We start from the raw sequence: 16,260 nt of genomic DNA on the forward strand, positions 1-16,260 counted from the left end.
TTCCAGAGAATACACGTCATGCTACGATTTTAACTGCGTTCAATCTGTTCCAGTTGTACAGACAAGCTCGACCATTGCTCGGCCGGAATTCCACTCTCCAGCGTATCTTGAATTCCGCTCACCGCCTCGTCCAGACGTTCTTCCAACTGACGGGATTGGTGCTGCAATGATTGACGAAGCTGGTTGTCATAAAACTGAATCAGCTTGTCTTGTGCAGCAGGAAGAACTTCAATGATCATCTGTTTGAGGACAGGATCCAGTGCCTCTTGTAACCGCTGACGTCCATCCCCTTCGAAGAACTGCTTCGGATTACGGAAATAATTCAAATAGTTCTTCCACCCGGACGGTTCTTCCAAACGGACTTCTTCGAGCACAGGTGTACTCCAATGTTCGTTCAATGGCAAAGATACATCCATGCCCCCAGATAACTGTCTCACCTCGTCTATACATTCCGTAACTTGCTTCATCAGCCAGGTCTGACCAGCCTGTTCGAGTCTGAGGGTTGTGGCGAGCAGTTCCTGCTCCAGTTCAATTGCAATCATGCGCAAAAGCTCACGTCCACAGGCTGCAAAAGCTGCCTTCAGATTCCCCCGATCCTCCCGAAGCACGGATGGATGGAATGCTTCTGCCATGAATAGACCAAGGCGATAGGCAAGTCGCTGACGCACATGGAAGAGCAATTCTGCTGTTTCCTGTGACAATTCTTCCTTCATGGATCGCTCTGCAAGCCGCTGTATGCGCTGGCGTGACTGTCCCTGAATGGTCCCAAGTTCATCCCGCCGCTGCTGCAATGCTTCTTCGCCCTGAGCCGCATCCTCCGCACGCTTCTTCAGTCGCTGAATGACGCGTGCCATCTCTTCGGAAGCACCACCGATGGCAAGATCGGCTAATTCTCTGCCTGCAAATTGATTGAACTCTTCCTCAAACCGGATAAAACCGGATTGCTCAAGCAGCTTCGAATCCCCAGCCATCTTGCCTTCCATCGCCAGTATACTGGATACCGGGAAGAGTCGTGGTGCCCGAATTCCGTTACTGCGCAGTTGAGTGCTCACATGATCGAGAACCTGCTCCAGTTCTTCCTCGGAGGAAGACAGGTCACTGGCATTCACAACAAAGAACATCTGATCCATGGCAGAACTATCCTTGACACGTCCCAACTGGTTCAGGAACTGGCGATCTCCTTGTGAGAAAGCATGGTTGTAATACGTTACGAAAATGAGTGCATCTGCATTCTTCATATAATTGAAGGTCACACCCGTATGACGAGCATTCACGGAGTCTGCTCCTGGTGTGTCCACCAATACAATACCTTGCTCAGTTACATCGCAGCTGTAGTAGAGATCGATACTGTCTACAAAACAGGACTTCTTCTCGTTTGCGACAAAGTTACGGTAACCCTCCAGATCAACCAACACATCCTGACCTAACTGGTCCGCTGTCTCTTCCCAGCCGGATGCTGCTGCCTGCAAAAAGCTGTAATGCGGGCGCCCCGCGGGATGGACATCCTGTGGCGATAGGGAACGTACTCGCTTCTGCCACTCGGTTCCAGGCTCCCCCAATCCGAGCAATCGGAAGGAATAACCGAGGTCTTCCTGGAAGGCAGCCCGGGTCTTCATGCGGACCCGGGCTGTTCCATGTTCCGCGCCCCCGGCAGGAGCCATGATCCGGTTAATCGCCGCTGTCGTTGGATGCGGCGAGACGGGTAGTACGGCTTCGCCCAGCAACGCGTTGGCGAAGGAGGATTTGCCGGCGCTGAATGCTCCGAACAGCGCCAGAGTGAACGTGCCGCCCGCAAGCGAAGCCGCGCGTGCACGCAGATCCCGTACCGCCGACCCCATGGCGGGGTACGGCTCCACCAGCGCAGCAGCGGCTTCGAGCCGTGCCGCTGCTGCGTCCAGGCGTCGGCGGCGCTGTGCGCCAGCCGCCGACGATGGCCCAGGCACCCCCGCTGCAGCTGTGCGCTGCGTCGGCGGTGCCTCTTGCGTCTGTGGCTGCGCAGCCACAGACGCTGACGTGCCCGCATGCGGACCGGGAGCTTCGCTCGGTCCAGGCACCGCGGGCACGTGCGGGCCCTTCACCTCCGGCAATAGCCCGGAGGGAAGGGGGCCCGCATGCGGCAGCAGGCTGCGCAGCCCTGCTGCCTCTGCGGCGGCGCTGCGCTGGAGCGCCGTGTAGCGCGCCGCCGCCGCGGATTGCGCCAGCAGCGCTGCGCGGCTGGCGTCCAGCGCCTGGAGCGCAGCTTCGCCTTGCGCAGCCAGCACTTCCAGCATGCGGTCGGCCAGCATCATGGCCGCCCTGCGATAGCGGGCCTCGATCTCGCCCCGCAGATCTTTGCTGAATTGAATCACATACTCTGGAGAGACTTCCGCACTGGCACTGCGTTTCATCTCCAATAGTGCTTCATCTACAGCAGGCAGTTCCGTATTGAGCGTCTGCTCCCACTCCGCACCCCATAGCTGATGGGATTCACCCAGTTGCCTAAGCATCGTACGAATATGTACTTCCACTTGTCCGGAAACCTGATCCTGTAATAGTCGTACCAGCTCAGATGAACGACGCTGTTTCTCCTGCTCGGTTTTGCCGCCTGAGAATAATAAGCCTACCCTGAAGCCCGGTTTACGGCTCTCCAAATAGGCGGCAGCCGACGTACGAATATCCGCAGGAGTCAGATTCGCGTTCGCCAGAAGGGGTTCCAGCTCTGCCCTGAACTTCTCACGCACTCGCGAAGGTCCGGTACGAATATCTGCTGCTTGTTGATCGAGAAGCTCCAGTTCTCGTTCCAAGCGTTCAATCCCTTCCTTGCCACCGATCTCATCCAGGAGGGAATTCTCTTCATCCTCGCGTTTCTCCGCTTGTCTCGTCAGGTGTTGCTCCGTTACATGATTGGCCGAACTTGCCAAACTGTGTTTAATTAACGCTTCCTTCTCTTGCATCATGTGTCCAATGAGTTCCGGAAGCAAATCCCACTGGTTGTAGCGATGCTCCTTATCGCGGAGGGAAGTAAATAACAGTCCGTCATATCTGACTTCCCAGGCCGCAAATATAGCTTCCACACCTTCGGAGTATTGGTCAAAAGAAAGCTCCCGCTCCCGATGCTTGTCGATCTGGTTCACGATCAGAAACAGCGGTTTGCCCCAATCTGACAGACTCTTGGCAAATGAAAGGTTTGTCTCGGACTGAACATGATTATAGTCCATGACATAGAACACCACATCAGCCAGATGGAGCGCGGAATGGGTCGCGAGACTGTGCCCCCGATCTGTTGAATCCACACCTGGTGTATCCAGCAGAACAGCATCATCTTTCAGCAGCGGGATATCATCCCATACCTCAATCGAGCTGTAAGCTCCACCATTTTTGCAATACGCCTCCAATTCCTCTGGAGAAACTTCAAGGGTTTCTGTTCCATTGTCAGCGCTTACGTTTGCAGATGTATAAATAAGTGCTCTCGGTTTACCATTACGTATGGATACCACATTCGCACTTGTTGGCACGGGGCTTGAAGGCAACACCCGCTTACCGCACAAACTGTTGATTAGACTCGATTTGCCTGCAGAGAAGTGACCACAGAACGCAATCGTCAGATGTTTCATTTCCGCCTTGCTGATTAAATCCGTTAAAGCCTTTACAGCCGTATGGTCCCCTGTCTGCTCCATCGCTTCACGCAGCGGAAGCAGAGGTTTGGCCATTTCTTTTGGGTAATCTGCTGTTCTGGACATGACTGGCCTTCCCCCTGGCTCCTCTAATTTGACATCCGTTTCGACGTCTATCTCTTTTACAACATTTATTTTAACATTATCAAGTTTGAATTTGAACGGTTGGAATTGAATATACATGACACTACCCAGTAAATATAAGAAAAGCTTCCAATCGAAGCACTATCGATATGATGAACCATTCATGGTTTAGCGATTTCTTTTCTTGCGATTAACGAATCTTTCAGCGCTCCACTTTAAGCGTATAGATTCTAAAATCTAAAAAAAAATAAAACCGAAACAAGTCGGTTTTATCTGTATTACGTTCTATAATCAGCAATCAGTCAAATGTCTGTTGCATTAAAGGCCGACGCAATCACCTTAACCAAGACGATCCACATGGCATTAACGCAACAAGACCACTGGCGTGATCACTTCTTAAGAAACTGCGTTCTCCATGGAAGGCAGCAAGATTTCAAATACTTGTCCATGTTGCAGAATTGTAATGTCTCTGCCTTTGTCTCTCATGACAACAACTTCTGGTTTTACGGACATACGCTCCAGATAATGTTCAGGCACGTCGCCAGAATGGCTTACTGTGATGCCTTCTACTTCTTTTTCTTCATTTTCAGCCATTTCCTGTTCAACGATCTGTTCAAAAATATCGGAGAAGGCCTCAAAATTGTCAGTGTACACGGAAATGCATTTCATGATTATTCATCCTTTTCTGCTCATTAATTTATTTTCGTTTTCGGGTGGTGACACGTTCCTTATCTTTCCTGATTTGGGACGTTTTCATACGTTTTTTCCCTTCCCTGCATATGTCCAGCAATGGACAGATATGACACGCAGGGTTCTGTGCCTTGCAATGGTAGCGTCCAAAAAATATAAACCGGTGGTGAGTTAAAGTCCACTCATCCCGGGGTACGCGCTTCATTAGTTTCTTCTCGACTTCAAGTACGGAGTCATCCCAACCTGCAAGGGCCAGCCGCTTGGATACTCGTTCTACATGAGTATCTACCGCAATTGCCGGTACTCCAAATGCATTGGAAACAACTACATTCGCGGTTTTCCGCCCGACACCTGGTAGCGTCACAAGCTGATCATGTTCCTGCGGTACATCGCCGCCATACTGCTCTATTAAAATTCGGCTCATGTTCTGAATATGCTTGGCCTTGTTCCGATACAAACCAATACGCCGAATATCCTGTTCCAGCTCTTCGAGAGGAACCGCCAGATAATCTGCTGGGCTTCTGTATTTTTGGAACAAATCTGCAGTTACCTTGTTCACCGTTTCATCGGTGCACTGTGCAGACAAAAGGACAGCTACCGTCAATTCAAATGCATTGCTGTGATTTAATTCGCAATGTGCATCAGGAAACATTGCTTCCATAGTTTCGAGTATATGTCTAACCGTCGCTGCATTCATGAAGAGCTACCTCCCACAAAATGACTCCATTCTGCGGAGCCTTACTTCGAAGCTTCATCCAAGTGCTTTGCGGGGACCCCAAAAAGCTTGCAAAAAAAACGTCTTGATGCGGGAAAGATCCCGTATCAAGACGGTCATTCTTTTGATCCTCGAAAAGAAACGATTACTGTTTTTGAATCTCCAGAATAACATTGTTCAGGAGATACAATACAATATTATCATTATCTCTGAGAGATTGCACGCTTAAAGTATTGTCACCCTGGTGAACAAATACACTTGATCCGAGTGCAAAACGATAGTTTGTGTCTGTTGTCGTTTCCCGTTTAACCAGAATCTGGTTGCCAACGCCATCATAAGACCAGAATTGTTTGCTCATGACAGTCAGCACTCTGAAACGTGTAGAATTATCCGTATCTTTTGTCATTTCGACACGATCTCCGACCGTAAGACTCGTCAGTGAAGTTAAGGTTGAGCCGGATTTTACGACTTTAACCGAACCGCTAACAGGCACAGTTTCAGTCTGACCGTTAAACTGCTTGAGTGTTACGGATGAAGCATCCACCGCTGTAACTTCAGCCAACGTGCGCTTGACGACTTGAACCGCTTTTGGCGTAGCTCCTTCAAACGTTACATTAATCAGGTTGCCTGCTGTCAGTTGTGAAGGCGTGATCGTCTGACCACTCTCTCCTGTCAATACCGCTTGATCCACGTAGAACTGACTTGTCAACAAATCGGATTTCACTCGAATACGACCATTCGCTTCCAAGGCAACGACTTCGAATTGAGCCACAGTGTTCAGTGCAACCTTCTGCACCACATCCTGATTCGCTCCAAGCGTTACGGTAACTTTGTCACCAATCTTCAAATCTCCCAGACTTGCGCCCGATTTATTATAGATCTCAACCGTAGGAGCGGTAGTATAAGGCACTGTAATCGTCTGATTACCAGACAACAAACTGATTTTTCTGCCCGATGTGTCAATGTTGCTAATCGTACCTTCGTACTTGTAAATCACTTTAACGGACAACGCACGTGTTCCCACATAGGCCAGATCCAATTTGCGACCATCATTTAAAATCGACTCCAGACCAGCGAGTGTAGGTTTGGTCGTATTGTAGTCCAATTTGGTTTTTTCGTCCAATGTAAATACAAACGGTTTTTTGTTGTTGTCCAGTACGGTAAGTACCTTTGTTTTGCTGTTGTAAGATACAACCGTTACTCCGTTCATAGGTTCCATTTGACGTCCAATCACCTGAATACGCGTTACCTGATCGTCAGAGTTCAATGACAGCTCCACCTGATCTCCGTTCGTTGCATCTGTAATTAGATCATTTAGTGTCGCATCCTGAATACCATTAATAATAACTTCCGGTTTTTCAGTCAGCAGTTTCGCCTCAAGGGAACCCCCTTCACGTTTGAACGTTAACGTGGACTGGTTGCCACCGATCTCAACCAATGTTCCGCGCACCGATTGCTCCACACCTTGAGACAATGCGATTGTTTGCAAAATACTGTCCTTTACGGTGTATTTCACGGCACTGCCAGCTTTGAGATCAGCCACTGACAGAATACGGTTTTGATATGTGACAAGCAGATTGTCATTGTATGCAAACTGCTCTGTAGCACCCGCTGCATTGACAAGTTTGATTGTTTTGCCAGAAGTGGATACTTCAGCAATTACACCATTGTCACTCTTGTTAACAATGCCGGATTTCACACGAATAGCAACTGTTTTTTTGTCAGCCGAGAACGTCTCACGCTGTATTTCAATGATGCTATCAGCTGTAATATCGGACAGTTTGATTGTATTACCATTCTGATCAATGAATGCAGTTGCCTCATCATAACTGTACGTTTCGTAATTTTCGCCCACAAAGATACCAATCTTGTTACCAGACAATGAACGCGCAAAAGTACCTTCAACGCTTTCCACCTGCGGTGTAGCATCAACGACTTCCACATAAGAAGCCCCACCTGCCGAACCTACAACCATAACTTTAGTATATAGCTTCACATCTGTGGATGAAGCACGGGTTTCACTGTCTTTCGTAAAGTAAGGCGTACTGCTGTTCACTGCGAAGTTAACGGCTTTACCGTCCACAACCAGCGTGATCTGCCCATCTTTCAATCCAGTCACATAACCCGTGGATGTGTTCGGATACGTTGTATCCGTTAACGATTCGCCACGACTGAAGAAGGTAGCGAGTTGAGCACGGGTTACGGAACCGGTTGGATTGAATTTGTTGCCTTCCACACCTTTGGCCAGATCCAGGCTAACAGCCAGATTGACATAACCTTTACCACTTTCGGAGATACTTGCATTATCAGCAAATCCGGTAGATTGATTGTTTTGTGCCTTGGCTTCAGCATCCTTGTCCAATGAACGGATTAACAATTTCGTAATCCATTCCCGTGAAGCCGGTTTTTGACCCCAGGATGTCTTCGATACATCCACAGTTGATTCTTCCGTCTTGTCAATCAGTCCCAGTTGAAGTGCCAGCGCGACATATGGCTTGAAATAATTTCCCACTTCCATGTTTGTCGGTAATGCCGCAGCCGTGTCGGTATTCAACTGGCCCTCTTGATTCATAAAACGGATTGCCATCGTTACAGCTTCTTGCTGAGTTACCGCGTCTCCTGGACGGAACAAGCCGTTATTACCGAGGAGAATACCTTGATATGCCAGTTTGTACACATGTTTCTCAGCCCAGTATCCGACCTTGATGTCACTGAACAAACCAGTTGGTGCAGCCGTATTCGTTATTTTAGCAGTCTGACCCTGCCCCGTTTCTGTTGATTCTGCTGCCATGGCAGCTCCACCGGCGCTAAGGGCCATCATGCCTGCAAGCACGGCTGATACTACTTTTTTAGAGTGTGATGTATGGTTATATTTAAAAGTCACCTATGATTCCCCTCTCTCATATAAAACGACCTATATTCCGTGAATTCACGGTACGACAGCATCTTGTACAGCCTATTCGGATCTTGTCATTGGATGTTCAAGATCCACATGGCCCATCAGACTCTCGGACTGTTGACCGTCTACCAGTAAATCAAGTGATTTAACTTCATCAAACTGGAAGAATGTTTGTTTCAAAGCATCCAGCGCATAGGATTCTCCACCTGCACCCAGACGTGCCGTATCTGGCATATGAATATCCAGCGTAAGGGCCCCATCTTTGAACTGCACAGATTTCAATTCAATCTCTTTCGCCCACAGTGGAACTAGTTTATCGTCTTTGCTCTGTTGCAATGATTCAAAGGCAGCCTTATACTTGGCATCCTCCGATGCATATGAAATCTCTGCCGAAGCTTTGTGCAACTCCAGTTCTTCTTCATCCGTATAGAATACAGTGATCGTTTTCTTTTCATTGCCTTCGGAAGTTGCTGGCGTCTCCGTGGACGTTCCGCTAGGCGGAGTAGTCGTTTCCTCTGAGCTTCCTTCCGTGGATTCTGTAGGTGTTGTGTTCTCTTCAGGATCAGCAGTTACCGGTTCGGTAATTGTTTCGCCTTCAACTTCGGTCATATTGGTTTCGGTTTCGGTTTCGGTTCCTGAGCCTTGCGTCTGATTCGGAGCAGCTGTTGGCTTGCTTCCACATCCAGCAGCAACTGCCATAACCGTGACCAGCAAGGCTGCAATCCATATTTTCTTGTTCATTCTAACTCCGCCTCCTCAACATAAGGGCTTGTCCCTTATTGAATTCCCAGGTACTCCTTGATTCCTGCAACAATCCCTTTGGCAACGCTGTTCTGGAAACTCTCCGTGAACAAGGCTGCTTCGTCACTCTTGTTGCTAAGGAATCCACCTTCCAGCAGAACTGCTGGCATTGTCGTTTCACGGGTTACGTGGAGACTTGCCGTTTTCACTCCACGATCTTTCAGTCCGGAAGACTGCAAAAGATACTTGTGCATTACAGTGGCAAGTGCTTTGCTGTTGGAGCGTGTATAGAATGTCTCTACACCGTTCGCAGCAGCTGGGCCACTGTTAGCATGAATGGAGATAAAGATATCCGCTTTTATGTCTTGTGCAATCTTCACACGTTCTTTTAATGCCAAAAATGTATCATCACTGCGCGTTAACACAACGTCAATTTTGGATTCTTTTTTCAACAAGGCTTCTACTTTCAGAGCTATTGCCAGATTGAAGTCCTTTTCACGTTTGCCTGTTACACCGATTGCCCCAGGATCCTGATCTCCGTGACCTGCATCAATAACGACAACTTTTTTGCCATTATCACCAACTGGAGGAGCAGGCGTACCACTTTGATTGTTGAGGTCAATCATGATCAGTCCGGAATCATTTTGCACACTGTACCCTTTTGAACTCGACAGATCGATCACAAAACGAAGTGTGGATGGACTGTTGCTGTATAACGAGTAACGAATCTTAGACACATCCGGATAGCCGCTAACGACGAGTTGTCCATTCTGGTTGCTGTCTAAAGCCTGTCCTTCACTGAATGAATCAGCAAATGCGGTATTCGGCAAGTCTATAACGATTCGATCTGGTCCTGTCATCGTGAAGACGTTCGGCTTCGTACTTCCGCTTGTTGCAATCATGAAGCGGTTGTCGCTGAAGCTGATGCCGTTCACCAGTACAAGACCTTCCTGATCCGATCCTCCGCCTTCATTGCCAGAGTTCGGAGGTGTGGTTGTCCCGTTTCCGGAACCTGAATTCTGGGTAACTAATGTTACCGTCTTCGTGGTATTGTTCCAACCCACCTTAAGACCCATTTCCTCACCAATAAATCGGAGAGGTACGAGCGTAGTACCATTTTTCACGAGTGGCGGGGCATCCAGGTTTACGTTACTGCCGTTCACCGTTGCCGTCTTCTGTCCAACAATCATCTGCATGGCAGTGTTGTCTTTGCTAATAGTCACCGTTTGCGTTTGTTGCTTCCACTCCACGCTATATCCAAGATTTTCAGACACAACCCGGATCGGAACCATCACCTTGCTGTTGATAATTTCCGCTTTTGTATCCGATGGCTGTACGATTTCTTTTCCGTCTAGGATAATTTTCGTGTCTGTTGCTGCGTGACTATAGCCCGGGAATACGAGCCCAAAGACAAATAACAGTACCAAAAAACCGAACTTCTTCATCCTTCACCCCTACCATTCTCATATTTTTTTGCCGCATGTTGTCATTTTCCAACTCCGACTGACCGCTTGGGCATTACCAGACACCTATTAGACGCCCCTCGCGCTCAAAAGTTGCGAATATATTCCAACATAACAGAAAAAAAACGTTGTCAGATCAAGCTTTTTTTTACATTTTAATGTCTTCTTTTTTCCTTATTTATCAAGTATACATCTCTAAACAACGTACTACCCTAACCTTCATATTTGCGCACAATTCAATTTACAGTCCCAAAAATTCAACAATTCCGTCCACAATTGCCTGTGCACATTTGTCCTGGTATTCTTCCGTGAGCATAACTGCTTCATCGGTAGGGTTACTTAAAAAACCAAGTTCAAGTAACACAGCAGGCATGGTTGTTTCACGCGTCACATGCAGACTAGCCGTTTTAACCCCACGATCCTTGAGTCCTGTTACCGGCAATACATATTTGTGAAGAGTGTCAGCCAAAGTTTTACTTTCTTTACGACTGTAGAGCGTTTCAATGCCGTTTGGTACCGGTGTAGTGAATTTGTTTCCATGAATGGATACAAAAACATCTGCCTGATTCAATCCAGCAATATCCACACGCTGTTTGAGCGAAAGTTCTGTATCATCCTGGCGTGTAATGACTGTTTGAATATTTGGGTATTTTTGAAGGATTGCCTGTACCTTCAGTCCTACAGCCAGATTGAAATCCTTCTCATAAGCTCCTGACAAACTCACTGCACCAGATTGACGACCACCATGTCCCGGATCAATGACTACTGTCGTTTTCCCGTCATTCGTAGGTACTGTCGGTTGGCTTGTGGGTTCTCCACTCGTGGCTGTCAGATCAACGAGCAAGACATTGTTATCTCCAACAGACCATTTGGCTGTTGCCTTCTGACTTAGATCCAGAACGACACGCACGGTGGAAGGCGTCTTGCTGAACATGGCATATCGAACTTTGGACACCAGAGATGAATCCGTAACGAGAATCTGTCCGCTGCCATCCGGATTAGAGGCTTGTCCTTGAATAAATTCCTGAGAAAATGTCGCTGCAGGCAGATCAACAATAATACGGTCTGGCCCACCAATACTGGAAACTTTCGGGCTAATAGTACCGTTTGTCGCTACAATTAAGCGATCTCCGCTGAAGCTGATCCCTTGCAGTTCTGTCAAACCATCCGGGACAGGTGCCTCGACGGGGTCACTGTCACCTTCCGTTTCAACTACGGGAGGAATACTAAATAGGCTTACTGTCTTGGTTCCATTGTCCCAGCCAACACGCAGTCCCATGCCTTCCCCAACAAAGCGTAACGGAACAAGCGTAGTTCCCTGTTTGATCAGTGGAGGCGCATCCAAGTTCACCACGTTTCCATTCACTGTAGCTGCATCTTTGCCAGCCGTCATTTGGATCATGCTGTTTCCTTTTTGAACCTGGACAGACTGAGTTTCCTTCTCCCACTTCACCTTATAACCCAGGTTCTCGGATACAATTCGAATTGGAACCATGACCGTTTTCCCGATATTCTCTGCAGGTGCACCCGTCTGCTGGTTAATGGTTACACCGTCGAGTACAATCGAGGGAGTGGTGTCTGCATGGGCCATGACTGGGAATAAACATAGGAACAGAAGAAAAACGACTGCTGCCGACCATTTTTTCATACCTCATCCACCATTCTTTTTGTCTTTTGAACATCCGACCTGATTCTCTGCAGCGTAACATCAATGACAATATGTAACCTTCCATAATCTACTAATCAGTTTATCAGATATTGTCTGATCATCCGGTTACAACGTTGTCATATTTAGTCGGAAACAGAGTGGCAAAAAGGTTACTTTCTCCATTATTCCAGTTACCGAAATCATATGGAAATTACATTCCTCATCCATTTTTGCTATGCTGAGTTCAAATACTTGAATACAGGAGATTGAGACTTGATGCCTAAAATATTGATCGTGGATGATGAAGCAGATCTTCGAAAGCTACTGACTGATTATTTTGAAATTAACGGTTATTCCGTGATGACGGCCAAGGACAGCCGGGAAGCGCTGCGGAAAGTGGAAAAACAACCCGATCTCGTTTTGTTAGATATCAACATGCCTGAACAAAACGGCCTTCAATTATGTGAAAAAATTCGTAACTTCGTCTCTTGCCCGATCTTATTCTTAACGGCCCGTATCGAAGATACTGATAAAATAGCGGGATTTCGTGCCGGAGGCGATGACTATATCTTGAAACCTTTCAGCATTCGCGAGTTGGGGGCCAGGGTCGAAGCACATATACGCAGGGAACAGCGAATCCAGACTAAATCTTCAGTAAGGTTTAACGATGATTTGGTCATTGACTATACGGCCAGGGAGCTCTACTACCTGGATAAGCGAATTTCACTGCCCAAAAAAGAGTTTGATATTGTCGAATTGCTGTCCACGCATCCTGGTATGGTGTTTGGAAAGGAACGCATATACGAAAAGATTTGGGGTATAGACGAGCCAGGCGACAGTAACGTGATCGCAGAGCATATCCGGCGAATTCGCTACAAATTAAAGGAATACGGCTGTGATAACCAAATCGAGACCGTTTGGGGAGTAGGGTACAAATGGCCGAGTTCATGACTAGACTCCTGTTTTTAAAGCGATTATCCTTACTGCAATCTTTTATACTGTTGTGTGTGGTCACACTCATTGCCGTGCTGGCCATCATAACCATGGAGTTTGCTTGGGCGGAGATTCTACGGCTGCGTTTCGGAGAAACGGATTGGGTGCTGCCCTCCCTCGTCACGGCGGTTCTGCTGACCGTAGCGACTGGAATTGTCACCATGGCCGTTTTATTTTACAGATGGAAGCTAAAACGTCCGCTGGAGATATTAGAACGGGCTTCCGAGAACATTTCGGCCAACGATCTAGGCTTCCGCATTTCCTATGACAGCCAGGATGAGATGGGCGAGCTGATCGCGGTATTTGAAAACATGCGCTCACAATTGGAAAAAAACCTTGAGACGCTTTGGCGGTCGGTTGAAGAGCGCAAGCAGATCAATGCTATTTTTGCCCATGATCTGCGAACACCCCTGTCAGTGTTAAAAGGAAACGCCGAGCTTCTCGCCACCTATCTTCCCGAGAAGAAGTTGTCGGAAGAAAAGGTGCTGGACCTGATCCATACCATGAACCTTCACATTTTGCGTCTGGAGAGCTATGCAGAGGCCATGAACTCGATTCAGAGGCTGGAGGATGTCCCGTTGAACTTCCAGTCGATGGATACGATCTCATTGACGGCTTTGCTGGACGGCAGCGCTGAACAAATCGTGAAACAGTTTGGTATACGTTTTGTCTCTTCCGTGGAATATGATATTGCCTCAATACATGTAGATGCCTATCTCGTCATGCAGATTTTCGAGAATATGGTGGCTAATGGGGCGAGATACGCAGCCAGTCAAGTGAACGTCCACTATGACGTTCAGGAGGGCATGATGAAGATTACCGTCTCAGAGGACGGTCCTGGTTTCTCTGACGAAGCCCTGAGTAAGGCTATACTCCCTTTTTACCGAGGAGAAGTATGGGATGCGAGCGAACATCGCGGGCTGGGCCTTTACGTTTGCAAGGTGTTTTGCGAAAAACATGAAGGGAATCTCCAGATTACAAACGGTCCTAACGGAGGCGGAAGCGTGACGGCAAGTATTGGGACCCAAGTTGATAAATAGTTGAAAATGATCTGATAACATCTCCTTATCTTGAATTCAAGGAGTGTTATCATGCTAAAACTGAAAAAAAGAATGTATATCACAATTAGCTGCTTATTGTTATGTACCACGTGGGCAACCCCCTTATCCGCCAATGAAGCTAAAGACAAGACAGAAGTTCTGCAGAAAATCGACGAATATATGAACCGGAGCATGAAGGCCAATCACATTAAGGCTGCTTCACTGGCAATTGCCAATAACGATGAGGTCTTTTACGCAAAAGGCTATGGGACATTCGCGGATGGCCAGAAGGTTACGGGCCATACCCCTTTTCCCATTGCTTCACTAAGCAAGTCCTTTACTGCATTGGCCGTTCTGCAGCTGGTGGACAAGAGTCGGATCGACTTGGATGCTACTTACGCTTCCTATTTTCCAGAGCTTTCTCCACAGGATCCCCGCGTTCTTGACATCACGGTCCGTCATTTACTGAATCAGACCAGTGGTCTCAATGACAAGATAAAGCCCGATATGACAAAGACTCCGCAATTCCAATCGCTGGCTGAGGCGAACCAATTATTAAACACGGTTCAACTTGCCCATATCCCCGGAACAACCTACAGCTATCATAATCCCAATTACGCGCTGCTGGCGAACCTCGTGGAAAGCGTTAGCGGAGAGCGCTTTTCGGATTACCTGAAAGAACATATTTTTGAACCGCTAGGAATGAATCATACCTTCAGTGTCAGCACGACGCAGCAATTCTATGAGAATAATACTATTCCGCTAGGTCATTACTTGAGTTTGGGACGCTCTATAGGTCAATCCGAACCGCTTTGGTTCATTGAGGGCCCCGCCGGCATCGTTTCAACCGCAGAAGACATGTCCCTATGGATGCTTTCCCAATATCACGGCCGCCTCGTTTCCCCTGTGTTGATGAAACAATACCATGCCGCAGGAGCTATCGGTCCGTACGGCATAGGCTGGCTGGCAAACCAAGATGGGTCTAGCGGTCGAACGATCTCCCACAGCGGCATTTTCTGGACCTATAAGTCAGAAGAACTGGTTTATTTGAACGAGCAAATGGGCATAGCCGTAATGTTTAATTCTGGTATAAACGCTTATGTGAATTACTCGGCATTTATTGATGGAATAGCGGATATTATGAGGGGGCTTGAACCCCACACCTCTTTTGTAAACGGTCGGAATATGGAAACGATCATGATTGCGCTGATCATCGCTACGCTTGTATGGGGTATATACGCCTATTTTCGCATAAGTCGGAACAACCAACGCCTAACGATCAGCAAATTGATTCTGATCACGGTCGGTAGACTGATCCCGGTTCTAATTCTCTTGTCTCTGTCCCCATTGGTTACGTTTATCGGCGGAGGACGTGTGCTGCCTTGGTTCGGCATCTGGACTACCCTGTCATCTCCAATCATATGGCTTATGATATGGTCACTTGTGAATTTCGTGCATTTGGCTTGTTATATCTATGTCTATTTTCAGAATACAAAAAACGACCATTTGAAGTTACCTCAGTAATCGATTTTTAGATTCCTCTATTTAGTCGGCTGTTATTGTATCTGTTGAAGTATTCGGCCAAGAAGAATCAGGAGTTCTATGTATAGCTGACTTATTAAGCTAATTTAGCTTCTGAAACTACAAAAAACTTCTGTCTCACTGATCGGAACAAGGTTCCTTTCGGAGGCAGAAGCTTTTTGTTATAGGATACTTTAGAGATTAACCGAACAGTTTTGCCGCGTGGCGTTGTTCATATGCAGCAATCTCATCATCATGTTGAAGGGTGAGACCGATGTCGTCCAATCCTTGCAACAGGAATTGACGACGGTGCTCATCCAGATCAAAATCGATATGCAGTCCGTATGCATCAGTAATCGTTTTGTTTTCCAGACTCACATTCATCTCGTAGCCTTCATGTGTTGCTGTACGCTGGAACAGGTCCTCAACCTGCTCTTCCGACAGCCTGATGGGCAAGATTCCGTTCTTAAAGCAGTTATTATAGAAGATATCCGCAAACGATGGTGCGATGACACAACGGAATCCATAGTCCATAATCGCCCATGGCGCATGCTCACGGGAAGATCCGCAGCCAAAGTTGGCACGCGAGATCAGGATGGATGCTCCCTCGTAACGAGGTTTGTTCATTTCGAAGGAAGCAATGTTGTTCCCCTCTTCATCAAAACGCCATTCATAGAACAAAAATTGTCCAAATCCTGTACGCTCAATCCGTTTCAGAAACTGTTTCGGAATGATTGCATCTGTATCTACATTGACCCGGTCTACCGGTGCAACGATGCCTTGTAATGTTTTGAATTCTTCCATATTAAACGT

The 16,260-nt window shown here is 47.4% G+C and carries 11 protein-coding genes; 3 read left to right on the top strand and 8 right to left on the bottom strand.

The window, feature by feature from the left end; all coding sequences use genetic code 11:
* Positions 1–29 precede the first annotated feature (29 nt).
* The 7 genes from M1D71_RS17690 to M1D71_RS17720 form a co-directional block, all read right to left on the bottom strand.
* Positions 30–3,719, bottom strand: coding sequence for a dynamin family protein (locus M1D71_RS17690; protein ID WP_458123035.1), 3,690 nt, complete (start codon positions 3,717–3,719; stop codon positions 30–32).
* A gap of 414 nt (positions 3,720–4,133) precedes the next feature.
* Positions 4,134–4,406 carry a hypothetical protein gene (locus M1D71_RS17695; RefSeq protein ID WP_017687779.1) on the bottom strand — a complete coding sequence of 91 codons (273 nt, stop codon included), beginning with the start codon at positions 4,404–4,406 and terminating at the stop codon, positions 4,134–4,136.
* A 28-nt stretch (positions 4,407–4,434) separates the two neighbouring features.
* On the bottom strand, positions 4,435–5,124 hold the full coding sequence (gene nth / locus M1D71_RS17700; RefSeq protein WP_458123036.1) for an endonuclease III: 690 nt from the start codon (positions 5,122–5,124) through the stop codon (positions 4,435–4,437).
* 163 nt (positions 5,125–5,287) lie between these two features.
* Entirely contained in the window at positions 5,288–8,026 is a 2,739-nt protein-coding gene (locus M1D71_RS17705) for an S-layer homology domain-containing protein (RefSeq protein ID WP_458123037.1), read from the bottom strand.
* 72 nt (positions 8,027–8,098) lie between these two features.
* On the bottom strand, positions 8,099–8,782 hold the full coding sequence (locus tag M1D71_RS17710) for a GerMN domain-containing protein (RefSeq protein WP_458123038.1): 684 nt from the start codon (positions 8,780–8,782) through the stop codon (positions 8,099–8,101).
* Between the two features lie 35 nt (positions 8,783–8,817).
* Complete coding sequence (locus tag M1D71_RS17715) at positions 8,818–10,227, bottom strand: N-acetylmuramoyl-L-alanine amidase (RefSeq protein WP_458123039.1); 1,410 nt, start codon at positions 10,225–10,227, stop codon at positions 8,818–8,820.
* Between the two features lie 259 nt (positions 10,228–10,486).
* Positions 10,487–11,893 (bottom strand): N-acetylmuramoyl-L-alanine amidase, encoded by a 1,407-nt coding sequence (locus M1D71_RS17720; protein WP_458123040.1) that lies wholly within the window; start codon positions 11,891–11,893, stop codon positions 10,487–10,489.
* A 276-nt stretch (positions 11,894–12,169) separates the two neighbouring features.
* Between M1D71_RS17720 and M1D71_RS17725 the strand changes: the two genes are divergently transcribed.
* From M1D71_RS17725 to M1D71_RS17735, 3 genes are read left to right on the top strand one after another with little or no spacing between them, the layout of a single operon-like run.
* On the top strand, positions 12,170–12,844 hold the full coding sequence (locus M1D71_RS17725; protein ID WP_458123041.1) for a response regulator transcription factor: 675 nt from the start codon (positions 12,170–12,172) through the stop codon (positions 12,842–12,844).
* The gene (locus M1D71_RS17730) at positions 12,829–13,926 is read left to right on the top strand and encodes a HAMP domain-containing sensor histidine kinase (protein ID WP_458123042.1); all 1,098 of its coding nucleotides are present in this window, start codon (positions 12,829–12,831) and stop codon (positions 13,924–13,926) included. The genes M1D71_RS17725 and M1D71_RS17730 overlap by 16 nt, the downstream gene beginning before the upstream one ends.
* 51 nt (positions 13,927–13,977) lie before the next feature.
* On the top strand, positions 13,978–15,450 hold the full coding sequence (locus tag M1D71_RS17735; RefSeq protein WP_458123043.1) for a serine hydrolase domain-containing protein: 1,473 nt from the start codon (positions 13,978–13,980) through the stop codon (positions 15,448–15,450).
* A gap of 198 nt (positions 15,451–15,648) precedes the next feature.
* Here M1D71_RS17735 and leuD read toward each other — a convergent pair whose 3' ends face one another.
* On the bottom strand, positions 15,649–16,251 hold the full coding sequence (gene leuD / locus M1D71_RS17740) for a 3-isopropylmalate dehydratase small subunit (protein ID WP_458123044.1): 603 nt from the start codon (positions 16,249–16,251) through the stop codon (positions 15,649–15,651).
* Positions 16,252–16,260 lie beyond the last annotated feature (9 nt).

This window comes from Paenibacillus sp. Z3-2, from assembly GCF_054161325.1.